The sequence below is a fragment of the Sphingobium herbicidovorans genome (assembly GCF_002080435.1).
In the GTDB taxonomy this organism is placed as follows: Bacteria; Pseudomonadota; Alphaproteobacteria; order Sphingomonadales; family Sphingomonadaceae; genus Sphingobium; species Sphingobium herbicidovorans.
The window spans coordinates 1,821,442-1,839,508 of sequence record NZ_CP020538.1 but is presented as its reverse complement, the minus strand read 5'-3'; the positions used below and the strand labels follow the sequence as shown (position 1 = coordinate 1,839,508).

13 protein-coding genes and 1 tRNA gene are annotated in these 18,067 nt (G+C 63.0%); 8 read left to right on the top strand and 6 right to left on the bottom strand.

From position 1 onward, the window contains the following. Positions 1-36: 36 nt before the first annotated feature. From B6S01_RS08895 to B6S01_RS08875, 5 genes are all read left to right on the top strand, one after another. Positions 37-2,358 carry an FtsK/SpoIIIE family DNA translocase gene (locus B6S01_RS08895; RefSeq protein WP_037468979.1) on the top strand — a complete coding sequence of 774 codons (2,322 nt, stop codon included), beginning with the start codon at positions 37-39 and terminating at the stop codon, positions 2,356-2,358. A 279-nt stretch (positions 2,359-2,637) separates the two neighbouring features. Continuing rightward, complete coding sequence (locus B6S01_RS08890; RefSeq protein ID WP_037468976.1) at positions 2,638-3,276, top strand: LolA family protein; 639 nt, start codon at positions 2,638-2,640, stop codon at positions 3,274-3,276. A 280-nt stretch (positions 3,277-3,556) separates the two neighbouring features. Continuing rightward, positions 3,557-4,354 carry an exodeoxyribonuclease III gene (gene xth, locus B6S01_RS08885; RefSeq protein WP_037468974.1) on the top strand — a complete coding sequence of 266 codons (798 nt, stop codon included), beginning with the start codon at positions 3,557-3,559 and terminating at the stop codon, positions 4,352-4,354. A gap of 13 nt (positions 4,355-4,367) precedes the next feature. Continuing rightward, positions 4,368-5,426, top strand: a complete 1,059-nt coding sequence (gene ribA, locus B6S01_RS08880; RefSeq protein ID WP_037468972.1) for a GTP cyclohydrolase II — start codon at positions 4,368-4,370, stop codon at positions 5,424-5,426. Further along, a complete protein-coding gene (locus B6S01_RS08875) occupies positions 5,423-5,923 on the top strand; it encodes a L,D-transpeptidase family protein (protein WP_037468970.1) in 501 nt (166 codons plus the stop codon). The genes ribA and B6S01_RS08875 overlap by 4 nt, the downstream gene beginning before the upstream one ends. Positions 5,924-5,933: 10 nt before the next feature. Here the strand turns inward: B6S01_RS08875 and B6S01_RS08870 are convergent, their stop codons facing one another. Then, positions 5,934-8,696 carry a [protein-PII] uridylyltransferase gene (locus tag B6S01_RS08870; protein WP_037468966.1) on the bottom strand — a complete coding sequence of 921 codons (2,763 nt, stop codon included), beginning with the start codon at positions 8,694-8,696 and terminating at the stop codon, positions 5,934-5,936. Between the two features lie 9 nt (positions 8,697-8,705). Beyond that, on the bottom strand, positions 8,706-11,357 hold the full coding sequence (mutS, locus tag B6S01_RS08865) for a DNA mismatch repair protein MutS (RefSeq protein WP_037468963.1): 2,652 nt from the start codon (positions 11,355-11,357) through the stop codon (positions 8,706-8,708). Between the two features lie 127 nt (positions 11,358-11,484). On the opposite strand from mutS, the gene B6S01_RS08860 reads away from it, so the two are divergent. Then, the gene (locus B6S01_RS08860) at positions 11,485-13,746 is read left to right on the top strand and encodes an NADP-dependent malic enzyme (protein ID WP_037468961.1); all 2,262 of its coding nucleotides are present in this window, start codon (positions 11,485-11,487) and stop codon (positions 13,744-13,746) included. 19 nt (positions 13,747-13,765) lie between these two features. Here B6S01_RS08860 and cofC read toward each other — a convergent pair whose 3' ends face one another. The 3 genes from cofC to cofE are packed head-to-tail and all read right to left on the bottom strand — an operon-like array spanning position 13,766 to position 16,035. Beyond that, positions 13,766-14,344, bottom strand: a complete 579-nt coding sequence (gene cofC / locus B6S01_RS08855) for a 2-phospho-L-lactate guanylyltransferase (RefSeq protein ID WP_037468958.1) — start codon at positions 14,342-14,344, stop codon at positions 13,766-13,768. A gap of 3 nt (positions 14,345-14,347) precedes the next feature. Beyond that, positions 14,348-15,280, bottom strand: coding sequence for a 2-phospho-L-lactate transferase (gene cofD, locus B6S01_RS08850; RefSeq protein ID WP_037468957.1), 933 nt, complete (start codon positions 15,278-15,280; stop codon positions 14,348-14,350). Beyond that, positions 15,277-16,035 carry a coenzyme F420-0:L-glutamate ligase gene (gene cofE, locus B6S01_RS08845; RefSeq protein WP_037468956.1) on the bottom strand — a complete coding sequence of 253 codons (759 nt, stop codon included), beginning with the start codon at positions 16,033-16,035 and terminating at the stop codon, positions 15,277-15,279. Before cofE ends, cofD begins: the two co-directional genes overlap by 4 nt. Before the next feature lie 162 nt (positions 16,036-16,197). On the opposite strand from cofE, the gene B6S01_RS08840 reads away from it, so the two are divergent. Continuing rightward, positions 16,198-16,695 carry a flavin reductase family protein gene (locus tag B6S01_RS08840; protein WP_037468954.1) on the top strand — a complete coding sequence of 166 codons (498 nt, stop codon included), beginning with the start codon at positions 16,198-16,200 and terminating at the stop codon, positions 16,693-16,695. Positions 16,696-16,747: 52 nt separating this feature from the next. Then, a complete protein-coding gene (locus tag B6S01_RS08835; protein ID WP_037468952.1) occupies positions 16,748-17,728 on the top strand; it encodes a polysaccharide deacetylase family protein in 981 nt (326 codons plus the stop codon). A gap of 44 nt (positions 17,729-17,772) precedes the next feature. Here the strand turns inward: B6S01_RS08835 and B6S01_RS08830 are convergent. After that, positions 17,773-17,864: transfer RNA gene (locus B6S01_RS08830), tRNA-Ser, on the bottom strand. Between the last annotated feature and the right edge of the window lie 203 nt (positions 17,865-18,067).

Sequence of the window (18,067 nt, the reverse complement as noted above, 5' to 3'; positions counted from 1 at the left end):
GTGCCGAAACGGAACATTTGGGGGACATTCAAGACCATGGCTGTCAGCCGCGGAGCGAAGCGCACGCCGGAATGGCGCGAAATGCTGAAACGCAGCCTGATCCGCAGCGGCGCGCTGATCAGCGCGATCGCGCTGATGCTGGTCACGCTGTTCCTGGCGCTCGCGCTGCTCAGCTTCCGCCTGAGCGATCCATCGATGATGACGGTCGCCGACGATCATGTTCAGAACATCATGGGCTGGCCCGGCGCATGGGTGTCCGCTTTCCTCTTCACCCTGTTCGGAGTGCCGATCACGCTGCTGCTGCCCCTGCTGGCGATCACCGCTCGCCGCCTGTGGGGCGATCAGGACATGACCGGGTGGAAATCGCAATTCGGCAAATGTTTCGGCGGCATCGCGCTCGTCGGCATCGCGCTGGCCATGTTCCAGCCGGATTCGCTGATAGACCTTCCCTCCGGCTGGGGCGGTCTGCTCGGCCTGGCGACAGCCAATGGCGTGCGCAGCCTGTCGGTTCAGGCTGGAACGGCGCAGGGCTGGATTACCGGAATCCTCGTCGTGCTGACGCTGATAGGGGGGCTGGCCCTCTGGTATCGCAGCCTGGCGCTGGAAAAGCCGATCCTGGCGCTCCGCCGCCCCACCATGCCGAAACTTGCCCTGCCACGGCCCAGCTTTGCCCTGGCCGGATCTGACGCGGCCGCGGATCTGGATGATGAGGACGAGGCCGACGGCCGGGTGGTCGCGCCGCGCCGCACGGTCAGCAACGAACCCAAGCCGCCCATCACCATCCAGACGCCCAAGCCTGCCCCGGCGCAGCGGCAGATGGCGCCAGTGTCGCAGGATGACCTGTTCGGCAACAGTTCGCTGCCGTCCCCCGACCTGCTGAACCCGGTTCCGGTGAGCCAGAACCACAAGATCGACAAGGCGGCGCTCGAACGTAACGCGCGTTTGCTGGAATCCGTGCTCGACGACTTCCATGTGAAGGGCAATATCGTCGAGGTTCGTCCCGGCCCGGTCGTGACGATGTATGAACTGGAACCGGCGCCAGGCATCAAGGCCAGCCGCGTCATCGCGCTGGCTGACGACATTGCCCGCAACATGTCTGCCTTGTCGGCGCGCGTGGCCACTATTCCGGGCCGCACCGTCATCGGCATCGAACTGCCCAACGCGAATCGGGAAGGGGTGTCCTTCCGCGAACTCATCACGTCCGAACAGTTCGCGCAGGACGCCACGCTGCCGATCATCCTGGGCAAGAATATCTCCGGCGAACCGATCATCGCCGATCTTGCGCCGATGCCGCATTTGCTGATCGCGGGCACGACCGGATCGGGCAAGTCGGTTGGCCTGAACGCGATGATCCTGTCGCTGCTCTATCGCATGACGCCGGATCAACTGCGCCTCATCATGATCGACCCCAAGATGCTGGAACTGTCGACTTATGACGACATCCCGCATCTGCTATCGCCGGTCGTCACCGAACCGGCCAAGGCGATACGTGCGCTGAAATGGGCGGTGGAGCAGATGGAGGACCGCTATCGCATGATGGCGTCGATCTCCGTCCGCAACCTTGCCAATTACAATGAGAAGGTTCGTGCGGCCAAAGCCAAGGGCAAGCCCCTGGGCCGGCGCGTCCAGACCGGCTACGACCCGGAAACCGGCAAGCCGATCTATGAAGAAGAGCAGCTGGATTTCCAGCCCCTTCCGCAGATCGTGGTGGTCGTGGACGAGCTGGCCGACCTGATGATGACGGCGGGCAAGGAAGTCGAATTCCTGATCCAGCGTCTCGCGCAAAAGGCGCGTGCAGCCGGCATTCACCTGATCCTTGCCACGCAGCGCCCCTCGGTCGATGTCATCACCGGCGTCATCAAGGCGAACCTGCCGACCCGCATCAGCTTCTTCGTGACGTCGAAGATCGACAGCCGCACCATCCTGGGCGAACAGGGCGCAGAGCAGCTGCTGGGCAAGGGCGACATGCTCTACATGCACGGCGGCAAGGGATTGATGCGCGTCCACGGGCCCTTCGTTTCGGACGATGAAGTGCGGGTGGTCGCTGACCATTGGCGGGCGCAGGGCCAGCCCGACTATATCTCCGCCGTCACCGAGGAACCGGAGGAAGGCAGCTTTGCGCTCGATGGCGTCGATCTGGGCGATGACAGCCCCGATGCGCAGCTATTCCGAAAAGCCTGCCAGCTCGTCTTCGAAAATCAAAAAGCATCGACCAGCTGGCTCCAGCGCCAGCTGCGGGTCGGCTACAACAGCGCCGCGCGCCTCATTGAACGGATGGAAGAAGAAGGACTGGTCGGCCCGCCCAACCATGTCGGCCGCCGGGAAGTGTTGCGCGACGAAAATGGCAACCCGATCTGATCGCGATTGCATCAAACGCAATCGTGTTCGTGCATTCCGCATTTGCTAAAATGATCGTCACCGTTCAATAAGGAACTGCCTTTCAGGCATCCTCTCCTAAAAACTTCCAGGCTGGTCTTCGGACCGGCCTTTTTTTTGGCCACGCGGCACCGTACAGCTGACCGGCAATCTACCGACGGGACGAGCGTCATCAGCTCGCCGGTTCAGGAACGCATCAGTTCACCATGGGTTCAATCCGTCGTCCCTATTTTGATCCCTTAACAACGCGGAGGAAAATGCATGAAGCGCCTGGTTGCGCCCCTCATACTGGCTCTTGGCGCCGCTTCCCTGCCGAATTTGACCGCGCCTGCGGTTGCGCAGCAGGGACAGCAGGGTCTTGAGCAGGTGAATGCCTATATTCGCGGCGTCACGACCATGACCGCCGACTTCACTCAGACTGACCGTAATGGCCAGACGCTAACAGGAAAGCTGACCCTCAAGCAGCCCGGCAAAATCCGTTTTCAGTATCAGAAGGGCGTGCCCATGCTGATCGTCGGCGACGGGAAAGCCCTGACCATGATCGACTATGAAGTCCGCCAGGTGCAGCGCTGGCCGATCGGGAGCTCACCGCTTGGCGCTCTGCTTGATCCCCGAAAAGACCTGTCCCGTTTCGGCAAGCTGATCCAGACCGGCGATCCGAAGGTGATCAGCGTTCAGGCGCGTGACCCCAAGCGCCCCGATATCGGAACGATCACCATGATCTTTGAGCGGGATCCTTCTGGCCCGGCGGGACTACAGCTCTATGGCTGGGTGGCGCTGGATTCGCAGAACAACCGCACCACGATACGCTTGTCCAACCAACGCTACGGTGTCGCCGTGGCTGATTCGGCTTTCCGCTGGAGCGACCCGCGGCCCAAGGGGCGTTCCGCGGGCGGATGAACTGGGCCGGAGATGAGATGGACGGATTGGCGGTTAATCCTGTTCATCTTCGGCTCATATCCAGAACTCTAATAAGGACTCCACGGCGAGAGACGAAGACCGGGATTTCCCCCCTGTTACCCGGACCCTCGGCTCCCGTCGCAAAGCGCTTAAAGGGCGCGATCGAGACCCCCGTTCCATGCCCCCGGAGCGGGGGTCTTAATTTGTAGAGATGCTTTCTCGCTGCGGCGAGCCTCCTGCAGACCTTGCACCGCTCAACGTGCAGTCTTAGGGGATCACCATGCCGCAGACACTCAGCATCGCATCCTGGAACATAAACAGCGTCCGCGCCCGGATCGACATTGTGGAACGCTTCCTGACCGAGGAAGCGCCCGACATATTATGCCTTCAGGAAACGAAGGTGGTGAATGAGATCTTCCCTACCGATATGTTCCGCAGGATGGGTTATGTGCATCAGGTGCTGAACGGCCAACGCATGCATCATGGCGTGGCGATCATGAGCAGGGTGCCGATCCATGAGGATGACCGGCTCGATTGGCAGGCCAACGGGGAGGCGCGCCATGTCGGTGTCCGGCTCGACAATGGCGTGCGGATCGAAAATGTCTATGTGCCGGCCGGTGGGGACGTGCCGGATCGCACCGTCAATCCAAAGTTCGGCCAGAAGCTCGATTTCCTGGAGCGGATGATCCAATGGTCGACGCAGCTTGAAGATAAACCGACGATCCTGACCGGCGACTTCAACATCGCCCCGATGGAATGCGATGTATGGAGCCACAAGCAGCTGTTGAACGTAGTCAGCCATACAGCGGTGGAGTGCGAACTGCTTGAACGACTGCAGAGATCGAACGGCTGGGTCGATATTGGGCGCAAATTCTTCCCCGCGCCGGAGCGGCTCTACACCTGGTGGAGCTACCGCGCACGGGACTGGGCCGAATCGGATCGGGGGCGGCGGCTTGACCATATGTGGATGACGCAGGACGTCGCGGAAAAGGCGACCGCCCATCGCGTTGTCGAACCCGCCCGAAGCTGGACCAAGCCGTCGGACCATGTCCCGATCATCACGGAGTTCGCCTTCTAATGGGTCTCGGGTCATGAAGGGGCGCGCCGCCGCCCGCGCCATCGATGCGCTGCGCCGCGGATGGGCTGTGACCGTTCATGCCGCCGATGGAGGCTTGCGCATCATGGCCGTCGAAGGGGCGGATGCGGTCACGCTGGCCGATTTCGACCCCTTGGACGAAGCGGACATATTGGTGGCTGCGGCGCGCGGCGAGACGCTTAAACTTGCAAACCAGCTGGCGGCGGCTGATCCGGACATGCCCGTGCTGATCGCTCGCGCTCCCTGGATCGACGGGGCTGTCGCCATGGCAATCGCCGACCCGGTGCTCGATCTGGCGTCTCCGCTGAAAGGGCCCTTCGCCGCCAAGCCGATCACGGCTCCGTTGGCCGCCAAAGCTGCGCTGAAACTCGCACGGCTGGCGGGCATCCTGCCAGCTTATTTCGTGGCGCAGGACGGCGATAGCGAAGCAAGGGTCAGCGCGGACGAGGTGGATGCTTATGACGATGCCACCCATCTCGCCATAGCAACCCGCGCCCGCCTGCCCGTATCCGCCAGTGAAACGGCTGAGATCGTTGCGTTCCGCAGCCCGGACGAGCCGCGTGAGCATGTGGCGCTCATTATCGGGACACGTGATGCATCGCCCCCGGTGGTCCGGTTACACAGCGAATGCCTGACCGGCGACGTGCTGGGCAGCCTGAAATGCGATTGCGGGCCGCAACTGCATCAGGCGCTGCACCAGATCGCGGATTCGACCTGGGGCGTGCTGCTCTATCTGCGGCAGGAGGGGCGCGGCATCGGCCTGATCAACAAGCTGCGCGCCTATGCGCTGCAGGATCAGGGGTTCGATACGGTGGATGCGAATGTCCGGCTGGGCTTCGCCATTGATGCGCGCGATTTTTCGGTCGCGGCACGGATGCTCGACCTGCTGGGAATTGGAAGCGTCCGCCTGCTCACCAATAATCCCAACAAGGTGGCGGGGCTGGAAAAGGCGGGTATCAAGGTTACCGAGCGGCTGCCCATCATCCTGCCATCCAATCCCCATAATGAACAATATCTGGCCACCAAGCGCGACCGCACCGGCCATCAGCTATGACCGTCATCCGCGTTGACAGCGCTGCCGGCAGGCTGCGGTTCGACGGAATGGACATGGCATGCACCCTTGGCAGGAGCGGGGTATGCGCGGCAGACAGAAAGCAGGAGGGCGATGGCTGCACGCCGGCCGGCAGCTGGCCAGTGCGCGGCGTTCTGCTGCGGCCGGGACGCGTGGAGGCCAATGGCATTGGCCTGCCTTGGCGTTGGGTGAGGGAAGGTGACGGCTGGTCCGACGACCCGGCCGACCCGGCCTATAACCGTCCGGTACATCTGCCCCGAGCCTTCTCCGCTGAATCACTGCTGCGGGACGACGATGCCTATGATGTGATCGTCGTGCTGGGCCATAATGACGCGCCGCCCGTGCCGGGACGGGGGAGTGCCATTTTCTTCCATTTATCCGAAGGGCGTCCGACCGCCGGATGCATCGCGGTCGATAAGCACGACATGCTCAAGTTGCTGCCGATGCTCGCGCCGGGCGACATTATGGAAATAGCGTAGGCGCGGGCGTTTACGCCTGTTGCAGCGCTTCGCCCACCTCGCCGTCCGCCGCATCCCGCAAACGCCGCTCCAGCGTTTGCGTGCGCCCCTTGCTCTCGATCTTTCCGCCCAGAAGGTCCGTCACGTAAAAGGTGTCAACGGCGCGCTCGCCATAAGTGGCGACATGGGCGCTGTGCACCGTCACCTTCGACTGGAACAGGGCATTGGCCAGGCTGAAGAGCAGGGCCGGGCGGTCGCGGGCGTTGACCTCTATCACCGTGAAGCGGTTCGACGCCTTGTTGTCGATCAGCACATTGGGTTCGATCCGGAACGCTTCGGCGCGGGTGCGGGGCAGGGGGCGGGCTTCCAGCTTGGTGATCATGCGGTGCCGGTTTGCGAGCGAGTCCTCGATCGCGTTGCGGATGCGGGTCAGCTGCTCCGGGCTGTGGAACGCGCCGCCAAGCGGGTCCTGCACGAGGAAATTGTCGATTGCGACGCCATCGCGCGTCGTATGAATGCGCGCGTCTATGATATTGCCGCCCGCCAGATGGATGGCGCCCGCAATGCGGTAGAAAAGACCCGGATGGTCGGCTGCATAGACGGTGACGAGCGTTGCGCCCCGCTGCGGATAATATTGCGCCGCGATCGATAACGGGGAGTCGCCCGATTGCAGGATGTGCTGGGCATTGTGGATCAGTATGTCTTCTGGCTCCGCGATCCAGTAGGATTCAGGCAGGCGGTTCGTCAGCTTCTGGAAATCGGTGGCCGACATGCCGAGCGCCATGCGCAGCGACTCCTGCTTGGCCGTGACTCGCTCCCCGCGCCCTTTTTGCTTGTGGCCAAGCCGCAGCTTTTCTTCCGCCGCATCATACAGATCGCCCAGCAACTGGCGTTTCCAACTGTTCCATACGCCGGGTCCGACCGCGCGAATATCCACGACGGTCAGGCACAGCAGCAGACGCAGACGTTCGGGACTCTGCACGACTTCGACGAAGTCCAGGATCGTCTTGTAATCGGCCAGATCGCGCTTGAAGGCGGTGGCGGACATCAGCAGGTGATGGCGCACCAGCCACGCGACCGTTTCCGTTTCGGCGGCGCTGAGGCCCAGTCGCGGGCAGAGTCGCTCGGCCACCTCGGCGCCCAATATGCTGTGATCGCCGCCCCTGCCCTTGGCGATGTCATGCAGCAGAACGGCGACATAAAGCACACGGCGCGACAAAAGCTTGCCCATGATCTCGGTCGAGAGCGGATGATCTTGCGCCAGATCGCCCTTTTCGATCCGGGCCAGCAGACCGACGGCCCGGATAGTGTGTTCGTCCACCGTATAGTGATGGTACATGTCGAACTGCATCTGCGCGACGACGCGGCGGAAATCGGGAACGAAGCGACCGAACACCGTCGATTCATTCATCCAGCGCAGCACGGTTTCAGGATCACGCGGGGATGTCAGCACATCCATGAAGGCCGCGTTGGCGCGCGGATCACGGCGGATCTTGGCGGTGATAAGGCCCGCATCGCGGCTTGCCGTGCGCATGGCGCTGGGGTGGATGCCAAGCTCATGGCGGTCCGCGACGGCGAAGATTTCGATCAACCGCACCGGATCCTGCTGAAAGAAATCGTCGCTCGGCAGGGCAAGGCGACCGCGGTCCAGCACAAAGCCGTCCAGCTTCTTTGGCCGGCGGAAGATAGCCGGGATATACCGCCGCCCCTTGGGACCCATCTGGTCATCCAGGTGGGCCAGGAACACGGCGGTCAGGTCGCCCACAGTTTTTGCATTCAGGAAATAATAGCGCATGAACCGCTCAACGCCGGATCGGCCCTGCCGTCCGATGAAGTGCATCCGCGTCGCCGTTTCCAGCTGCAAGTCGAAAGTCAGACGGTCTTCCGCGCGCCCCGTGATCATGTGCAGGTGGCAGCGAACGGCCCAGAGGAAATCCTCCGCTCTCTGGAACTGGCGTAGCTCCAGCTGTGTCAACAGGCCGACATCGACCAGCTCGGCCACCGATTTCACCCGGTTCACATATTTGCCGATCCAGAACAGCGTGTGCAGGTCGCGCAGGCCGCCCTTGCCTTCCTTCACATTGGGTTCGACGACATAGCGGCTGTCCCCCATCCGCTTGTGCCGCTCCTCGCGCTCTCCCAGCTTTTCGGTAACGAATTCCCGGGCGGTGCCTTGCATCACTTCGGCGTCGAAGCGCTTGGCGGTTTCTTCGTAAAGAGCCCGGTCGCCCCACACGTAGCGAGCTTCCAGCAGCGCAGTGCGGACCGTCAGGTCGGCCTTGGCCATGCGCATAGTCTCATCGATTGAGCGACTGGAATGCCCTACCTTCAGGCCCAGGTCCCAAAGTGAATAAAGCATCGATTCGATGACCTGCTCTGTCCAGCCGGTCGGCTTCCAAGGTGTAATGAAGGCGATATCGACGTCGCTGTGCGGCGCCATCTCGCCGCGTCCATAGCCGCCCACCGCCATCAATATGATGCGCTCCCCGGTGCTGCGGTTGCTTGCCGGATACAGATGATGCGTCGTCGCGTCGTAGAGCAGGCGCAGGATCTGGTCGATCAGGAAGGCGAAGGCGGTGACCGCTTCTCGCCCCCGCGTGGGCTTGGCTTCCAGACGCCGCGCCACGTCCACGCGTCCGGCGTCCAAGGCATCCTTCAGTTCCTTGACGATCAGCGCGCGTATCTTTGCCGGATCGCTTCGATGATCCTGCGCAAGGGCGTTGATGCTGTCGGAAATCGCGCGCCGATCAATAATCGTACGGCGCGATCCCAGGGAGGGGAACTGCATGACCATGGACTTAATCTAGTCCTCGCCGCCGGCAACGGCCAGTTGTTTCAAGCGATAAAGCTGCTCCAGCGCTTCACGCGGCGACAGCGCATCGGCATCGATCGCCTCAAGGGCGGCGCGCAGGGGGTCAACCTTCTCTTCTTCCTGTGCCGCTACAGCCGCGAAGAGCGGAAGATCGTCAAGACCTGCGGCGATGCCGCCTGTCCTGGCTTTGCCAGCCTCCAGCCTGGTCAGCACGTCCTTGGCGCGCTTGAGCACCGCCGGAGGCAAGCCTGCCAATCGGGCGACCGCCAGACCGTAGCTGCGGTCGGCGGGGCCTTGGGCCAGCTCATGGAGGAGGACAAGATCGCCCTTCCACTCCCGCGCACGCACATGGTGAAGCGACAGCGCGGAGAGCGTTTCGGCTAGTCGCGTCAGTTCATGATAGTGGGTCGCGAACAGGCAGCGGCAACGATTGACCTCATGTACGGCTTCGACCACTGCCCATGCCAGCGCCAGCCCGTCATAGGTGGATGTGCCGCGCCCCACTTCGTCCAGAATGACGAAGCTGTGTTCCGTCGCCTGGGCGAGGATCGCGGCAGTCTCGACCATCTCGACCATGAAGGTGGATCGTCCGCGCGCCAGATTGTCGGACGCGCCGACGCGGCTGAACAACCGATCGACGAGGGTCAGGGTGGCCGATTGCGCGGGGACATAAGCGCCTGCCTGTGCGAGGATGACGATCAGCGCATTCTGCCGCAGGAAGGTCGATTTTCCGCCCATATTGGGACCGGTGACAAGCCAGAGCCGGTCGCTGGCGCCAAGTCGGCAGTCATTGGCGACAAACGCCTGCCCTTCGCGTTGCAGCGCGTCCTCGACAACCGGATGACGGCCGCCGATGATTTCCAGGCATGGTCCTTCGCCATCCTGCGGCAAGAAGTGAGGCCGCTGCCAGCCTCCTTCGGCCGCCCGCTCCGCCAGCGCCGCGGCCACATCCAGTCGCGACAGCGCGTCGGCGGCCAGCGCGATCTCGGATTTCCGCGTCAGCGTGGATTCGATCAGATCCTCCAGATGCGCAGCTTCAGCGACCAGCGCATGCGCCCCTGCTTGTGCGACGCGGCCTGCCTGTTCATGCAGGTCTATCGAATTGAAGCGCACCACGCCGGCCAATGTCTGACGATGGGTAAAGCCGCTCTCTGGTTGCATCAGCGGGTCCGCTGCGCGCGCAGGCACCTCGACATGATAGCCAAGAACGCCGTTATGCCGGATTTTGAGCGACGCAATACCGGTCTGCTCGCGATATTTTGCTTCCAGCGCGGCGATCGCCCGGCGTCCGTCACCGGCCATGCGGCGCAATTCATCCAGCGCCGGATCATAGCCATCGGCAATATAGCCGCCGTTTGTCGTTTCAGTCGGCGGATTGGGGACAAGCGCGCGGGTCAGGCTGTCCACCAGCGCGCCATGGCCATCAAGGGCAGGCAACAATTGCCGCAGCAAAGGCGGCTGGTCGGGAAGGCGTCCCAACCTTTCCCGCAGCAGCCTTGCTTCATTGAGCCCATCGCGCAACTGTCCCAGATCGCGCGGGCTGCCCCGGCCAACTGCGACGCGCCCAAGCGCTCGGCCGATATCGGGCAGCGATCGCAGTGCCGCGCGCAACTGATCGCGCAGCAGCGGATCGTCATGGAACAGCTGGACAAGGCCCAGCCGCGCTTCGATCCGCCCCTGGTCCATCAGCGGCGCCGACAGGTCCTGGGCCAGCATTCGTGCGCCGGCGCCCGTGACGGTGCGATCAACCGCGCCCAGCAAACTGCCTACGCGCGCGCCGTTCATCGTCGCAATGATTTCCAGGCTCTCGCGCGTTGCGGCGTCGATGGCGACATGCGCACCGCTCGCCTTGCGCACTGGCGGAGCGAGGAAGGGCAGGGTGCCCTTGCCAGCATGATCGAGATATCCGACCAGCCCGCCCATTGCCGCCAGTTCAGCGCGTCCGAACTGCCCGAAGCCGTCGAGTGTCGCCACGCCAAACAGTCGCTTGAGCGCTGTTTCGGCCCTGTTGCTGGAAAAGGCCGTGCGGTCAAAGGGGTGGGAATCGGCCAGATCGAGCGTCAGGCCGTCCGGCACCACGATCTCGCTCGGCCGCAGCCGCGCCAGCTCAGCGGGCAGATCAGCGGCGCGCAGCGTCAGTGTCTCGAACCGGCCGGTGGATATGTCGGCGGCGGCCAGCCCAATCTCCGCGGCGCCATCGCCGCCGGTCTGCGCCAGCGCGACGAGCATGTTGTCACGACGGGTATCGAGCAGCGTTTCCTCGGTCAGCGTGCCGGCGGTCACGTAACGGACGATTGCCCGGGCGACGAGGGCCTTGCCGCCTCGCGCCTTGGCCTCGGCCGGAGTCTCGGTCTGCTCTGCTATGGCGACGCGGTGACCTGCCTTGATCAGCCGGGCCAGATAACTGTCCGCACTGTGCACGGGCACCCCGCACATGGGGATCGGCGCGCCGCCATGCTCGCCCCGGCTGGTCAGCGCAATGTCGAGTGTCGCCGCCGCCGCCTTGGCGTCATCGAAGAAAAGCTCGAAAAAATCGCCCATGCGATAGAAGAGCAGGCAATCCTGCGCTTCCGCCTTCAGCGTCAGATATTGCGCCATCATCGGCGTCGGTTGACTGGCGGCAATGTCCTTGGGGCTATGCATGACGCTCAGGCGATAGCCGCAAGCGGCACATCAGGAAAGAGCGCTAAAAAAGCTGCTCTCGCGCTTGCCCACAGGACTTCCTTGCCGCTAGGGCCAATGGGCAAGGAAAATAGGGGACGGGTAAGTCATGACAGACAAGTCGAGTGTGGAATTTTCAGAGCGCGAGGCGCTGTTCTTTCATTCGACGGGCCGTCCCGGCAAGATCGAGATAATCGCGTCCAAGCCCATGGCGACGCAGCGCGACCTCAGCCTTGCCTATTCGCCCGGTGTCGCGGTTCCGGTGCGGGCTATCGCCGAAGACCCCGCCACCGCTTATGATTACACCGCAAAGGGCAATTTGGTCGCGGTCATCTCCAACGGCACGGCGATCCTTGGCCTTGGCAATCTGGGGGCGCTGGCTTCCAAGCCGGTGATGGAAGGCAAGGCGGTGCTGTTCAAGCGCTTCGCCGACGTCGATTCCATCGACATTGAGCTCAAGACCGAGGATGTCGACAAGTTCATCGACGCGGTTGAGCTGATGGAGCCGACCTTCGGCGGCATCAACCTTGAGGATATCAAGGCGCCCGAATGCTTCATTATCGAACAGACCCTGAAAGAGCGGATGAACATCCCGGTCTTTCATGACGACCAGCATGGCACGGCCATCATCGCGGCGGCGGGCGTAATCAACGCGGCGAGGCTGACTGGCCGCGACATGAAGGACATGAAGGTCGTCGTGAACGGCGCGGGCGCGGCGTCCATCTCTTGTACGGAGTTGATCAAGGCGATCGGCGTGCCGCACGACAATGTCATCATGTGCGACAGCAAGGGCGTCATCTACCAGGGCCGCACGGAAGGCATGAACCAGTGGAAGTCGGCGCACGCGGTCAAGACCGACGCCCGCACGCTGGGTGAGGCGATCAAGGGGGCGGACGTATTCCTGGGCCTGTCGGTTGCCGGGGCAGTGTCGCAGGAGATGGTGAAGGCGATGGCGGACAAGCCTATCATCTTCGCCATGGCAAACCCGGACCCGGAGATCACTCCGCCCGATGTGCTGGAGGTGCGCCCCGACGCGATCGTCGCTACGGGCCGGTCGGACTATCCGAACCAGGTGAACAATGTTCTCGGCTTCCCCTTCATCTTCCGCGGCGCGCTCGATGTGCGCGCGACCGGGATCAACGAGCCGATGAAGGTTGCCGCCGCGCATGCTATCGCCGAACTGGCGCGTGAGCAGGTGCCCGAGGAAGTCGCGAAGGCTTATGGCCGTTCGCACAGCTTTGGCCCCGACTATATCATTCCCGCCCCGTTTGACCCGCGCCTGATGGAGGTAGTGCCCGCAGCCGTCGCTCAAGCGGCGATGGAAACCGGCGTGGCGCAAAAGCCGATTGCCGACATGGCTGCCTATCGCCAGTCGCTTAAGGCTCGGCTCAATCCGACGACGTCAGTCCTTACCACCGCTTATGAGGTCGCGAAGGCCAATCCCAAGCGCGTCGTCTTTGCCGAGGCGGAAGAGGAAGTCGTGCTGCGCGCGGCCATCCAGTTCCGCGATCTTGGCTATGGAATCCCCGTGCTGGTCGGCAGGCACGATGTCTATGACAAGCTGAAGACGCTGGGCGTCCAGGACCCGGAAAGCTTTGAACTGCATAACAGCGTCAATTCGCCGCTGGTGCCTGAAATGGCCGATCGTCTTTACGAGCGGCTCCAGCGGCGTGGCCATCTGCGCCGCGACTGCGAGCGGATGGTCAACCGCGACCGCAATATCTTTGGCGCGCTGCTGGTCAGCATGGGCCATGCAGATGCGATGATCACGGGCGTGACGCGTCCCTTCGCCCAGACGTTGCGCGAGGTGAAACGGGTGATGGATCCCGTGGCGGGGCGCACGCCCTTCGGCATCCATATCATGGTGTCGAAGGACAAGACGGTGTTTCTTGCGGATACGACCGTCAACGAACGCCCTTCGGCCAATGAACTGGCGGATATTGCAGAGGGAACAGTCGCTGTGGCGCGGCGCATGGGTCATGATCCGCGCGTCGCCTTCCTTTCCTACTCCAATTTCGGCAATCCGCCCGGCGGCCATCTGGAAAATATCCGCGACGCGCTTAAGGTGCTCGATGGCCGGGATGTCGACTTCGAATATGAAGGCGAAATGACCGCCGACGCGGCCCTCAACCCGACGGTGATGAAAAACTATCCTTTCAGCCGCCTGTCTGGCCCCGCAAACATCCTGGTCATGCCGGGGCTGCAGTCTGCCAACATTTCGGCCAAGCTGCTGCGCGAGCTGGGCGGGACGACGATGATCGGACCGATGCTGGTTGGTATGGAAAAGTCGGTGCAGATCGCGACCATGGCATCGAACGCGTCGGAATTGCTGACGCTGGCGGTTCTGGCGTCGGCTGGCATCGCTGTCTGACGTAAAAGAGGCCTGCCGTTCAGTCCTGCTGCCAGCGCGCAATATCCTCTGGCTCGTCGATGTCCAGGGCAAGGCCAGGCCTTTCCAGACACAGGAAAGGCAGGCCGAGCCGCGCTGCCTCTGCGCGGTGGGCGTCAGAACTGCATTCGCCATAGCGGAAGCGGAATGGGGCTGCCGCAGGCAGCGGCAGCGACAACGCGTTCGTGCCGGTGCCCGCGCGATCAGGAGCAAGAGCGATGGCGTCGCGCGGCACATCCAGCAAAGCCGCCACATCGCCGGGCTCGATCGTTGGAAGGTCGGCGGACAGGCATATCAGGCGGTGCACATCTTGGACTATCGCGGCATCCCGCGCACTCGCCAGTGCCGCGTTCAGCCCCTGCCCCGGATCGGCGAGCAGCGGCGTGTCCTCCGCCAGCCCGTGCCGGGATGGACCAAGCAACAGCACGCGGTCGCGCCCTGCCACCGCCCGTGCGGCGGAGACGGTCTGGTGAAGCATCGTCGCCACCAGCGATTGTCTCTCACTATCCCCCAGCGCCGATGACAGTCGGGTCTTGCAGGCTTGGGGCGCCTTGATCGGGATGACGATCCAGCAGCGCACGGCTTATCCGGCGATCCGGTCAGCCAGCGCCAGGACGGCGCGCCCGACCCGCTCCCTATCCTCCAGCGTTTTCATCAGCGTGTCGGTCACGGCAAATTCGATGGGCAGCCCCGTCGCATCGTCCCGCCCATCGATCAACAGCCCGTCGATCACGCCTGCATAATGGTTGGCGATGCTATGGTTGGTCAGGGCCAGGCCCAGTTCCGCCATCAGCTTGGTCGTGGGTCCCTTGACCGCCTGACCGCCCACGATCGGGGACACGGCCACGACCGGCGCCTTGGCGGCAGCCAGGGCGTCGCGGATGCCCGGAACCGCCAGGATCGGATCCACGCTCAGCCAGGGATTGGACGGGGCGATCAGGATGGCTCGTATATCCGGATCAGTGATCGCGTCGATCACGCCGGGCGCCGGTGCGGCGGCCTCTGCGCCTTCGAAGTGGATCGCCTGCACGGCGGGCGCGCAGCGACGCTCAACGAAATAACGCTGGAATGACAGGTGGCCTTCATCAGTCGCCAGATGAGTGGCGACCGGGTCATCGCTCATGGGCATGATCGAAAGTTCAATCCCCCAGGCAGCGGCGAACCGCGCCGTCACGGTGCTTAGTGTCTGTCCCTTTGCCAGCAGCTGCGAACGCAGGACATGCAGCGCCAGATCGCCGTCGCCCAGCAGGAACCAGTCCTCGCCACCCAGCGATTTCAGGGCATCCATGAAGCTCCAGCTTTCGCCTTCCCGGCCCCATCCCTGCGATGCGTTGGCCTTGCCCGAAAGGGTGTAGAGCAGCGTGTCGATATCGGGGGACACGGCGAGGCCAAGATGGCGGAAATCGTCGCCGGTGTTGACGATCGCGGTGACCTCCTGCGGCGGGCAAACCTTCATCAGGCCCAGCACCAGCTTTGCCCCGCCTACACCCCCGGTCAGCACGACGACGCGGCTCATCGGAAAAGATCCTCTTCCACCGGGCGAACGAGCGCGGAGGCGGGAGCATTACCGGGCGGCAGCGCCAGTCCACGCACCAGCACCGCCGGTATGCTCTCCGCGCCCTCCCCGGCCGCCAGAGCGGCGGCAGTCGCGATCTGGTCTGCGAGCGCGATCTGGGTCACCTCCAACCGGCGACCGTCCCGGTCTTCATCACCCCGCCGATCCACCAGCGCGGGCAATCCCGCGGCGCCAATCGCTACGCCAACCACGCCATGCCGCCACGGCCGTCCGAAGCTGTCCGATATGACCACCGCAGGCGCGATTCCATCGCCACCGGCAAGGGCATGGCTGAGTTCGGCCGCCGATCGATCGGGATCGACCGGCAGCAAAAGAGCACGCTCTTCTCCACCCGGGCCAATGTTCGACCGGTCGATGCCGCTGTTCGCCATCACATGACCCAACCGATGCCGGGTGATCAGGACATGCGGTACAGCGCGTACGACGGCGCTGCTTTCACGCAGCACCAGTTCGACCAGCCGGGGGTCCTTGCGCGTTGCCTGCGCCAGCTCCTGCGCTTCGGGGCTGGGCCGCACCTCGTCCAGATCGGCCATGCGGCCTTCCGCCTTGGACAGGATCTTCTGGGTGACGACCAGCACATCATTTTCCTGGATGGGCCAAAGCCCGGCAGTCTCCAGGGCCTCGCGCAGCATCTTGGCCAAATCGTCGCCGGCGTAAATCTCTGGCATGCCGGTCAGCGGATGAATCGCAATCATAGCGCGATGTAGCGCGCTATCCCGCCAGAGGGTAGCGGTTGGATGCGGTTAATCACCGGCCACGGACGAAGGCTTGGTGATTTTCACTTGCCAGCGGGAAGGCCGGCGGTGAATTGTCCTTGCGAGAACGCCTATGACGCCAGATTTGCAGGATAGCCAGTCATGACCGATACTGTAGAATTCGATAGCGCCACGTTCCGGCGCGTGCTGGGCCATTATCCCACCGGTGTCTGCGTCGTGACCGCCGTCGGTCAGGACGGCGCTCCCACAGGCATGGTGGTCGGCTCCTTCACCTCGGTCTCGCTCGACCCGCCATTGGTGGCCTTTTTCCCAGCAAAATCGTCCAGCAGCTGGCCCCTGATAGAGAGGGCAGGACGCTTTTGCGTCAATATTCTGGCCAGTGACCAGCAATCGCTGTGTCGCCAGTTTTCGGCCAAGGGCGCGGACAAGTTTGCGGGCGTGACACATCGTGTCTCCACGATGGGTTCACCAATTCTGGATGATGTCGTGGCCTGGATCGATTGCACGATGGAGGCGGTGCACGAGGCTGGTGACCATTATATCGTCCTTGGTCGGGTAAAGGGGCTGGAGGTCGATAGGCCAGGCAAGCCGCTGCTGTTTTTCCAGGGCGCTTATGGAGAGTTTGCGAACCTCGCGTAGCCGCATCAGCCCCGTTACTGCTCCTTAATACGAGTTCGTTAGGGCGGTCCTCATGACAGCCTTGCTCATCACCATCGACACGGAATTGTCGGCGCTGTTCCACGAGCAGGGTGTCGGCATCGACGACAACATTCGCAGCTCCATCTGGGGCGAGGTGCGCGACGGCGCATATGGCATATTCTGGCAGATGAATGAGCTGGAAAGACATGGCCTGAAGGGCGTGTTTTTTCTCGATCCCATGCCTGCGCTGGTTCACGGAGTCGAATTTCTCAAGCCCATCATCGCTACGATCGCGGGGCGGGGGCACGAGGTGCAGTTGCATATCCACAGCGAATGGCTCCGCTGGGCGTCCGCATCTCCCATCGGCGGGCGGCAGGGGCGCAATATCGGCGACTTCTCGCTGGAGGACCAGGCCACTCTGCTGAGCTTGGGACGGCAGTGGCTGGAGGATGCGGGGGCGCCTGCCATCACTGCATTCCGGGCGGGAAATTTCGGGGCGAACGATGATACGCTTCGGGCGTTGGAGCAGGTCGGCATCGCTTGGGACAGTAGCGTCAATCCAGCCTATCATCGCCATGGTTGCCGTATCAGCGACGCGCGAAATCAAATAGGCCCGACGCTCAGATCAGGCGTATGCGAACTGCCGGTTTCCGGCATTGTGGATCGCCCGGGCGGTTTTCGGCCAGCCCAGATATGCGCCATGTCGGCGCGGGAGATGGGCACGGGACTGCGGCACGCCGTGAGCGAAGGGCACCCGGCCTTTGTCGTTGTCACGCACAGCTTTGAAATGCTCTCCCGTGACCGGATGCGCCCCAACCGCGCTGTGATGCGACGCTTCACTGCTCTTTGCCGACAGGCGACGGAGATGGTGGGCTTGGGTGTCTGCGGCTTTCGCGATCTTCCGCCCAATCTCCTTACTGAACATAGGCCGCCGCAGACTCGCGTTCGGCCAAGCCGCCTGCGCACCACCGACCGCATGGTGCAGCAGCTATGGGCAAGCTGGCGCTATGAACGGCGACTGATTCCGGCCTGATGCCCGCTATCGCGGTGGAAGTCGTATCGACGATCAGGAAAAGGTGGCGGAGACGGAGGGATTCGAACCCTCGGTACCGTATTCACAGTACGACGGTTTAGCAAACCGTTGGTTTCAGCCACTCACCCACGTCTCCAAACATGGCCTGAACGCCCGCTAGGGGCGGGACAGCGGCTAGGCGAGAAGCGCTATAACGGCGGCTTTCGCGCAAGGCAACGGGTCTTGGTCACGAAATTCCATCAATTCTGATGGCCAGATTCGTTCCACCCCGTTATCGACTCGTGTCGCCGTTCGTTCATTGTCGTTTCAGCTTGCCATCCGATAATCTGCTAGATGGTT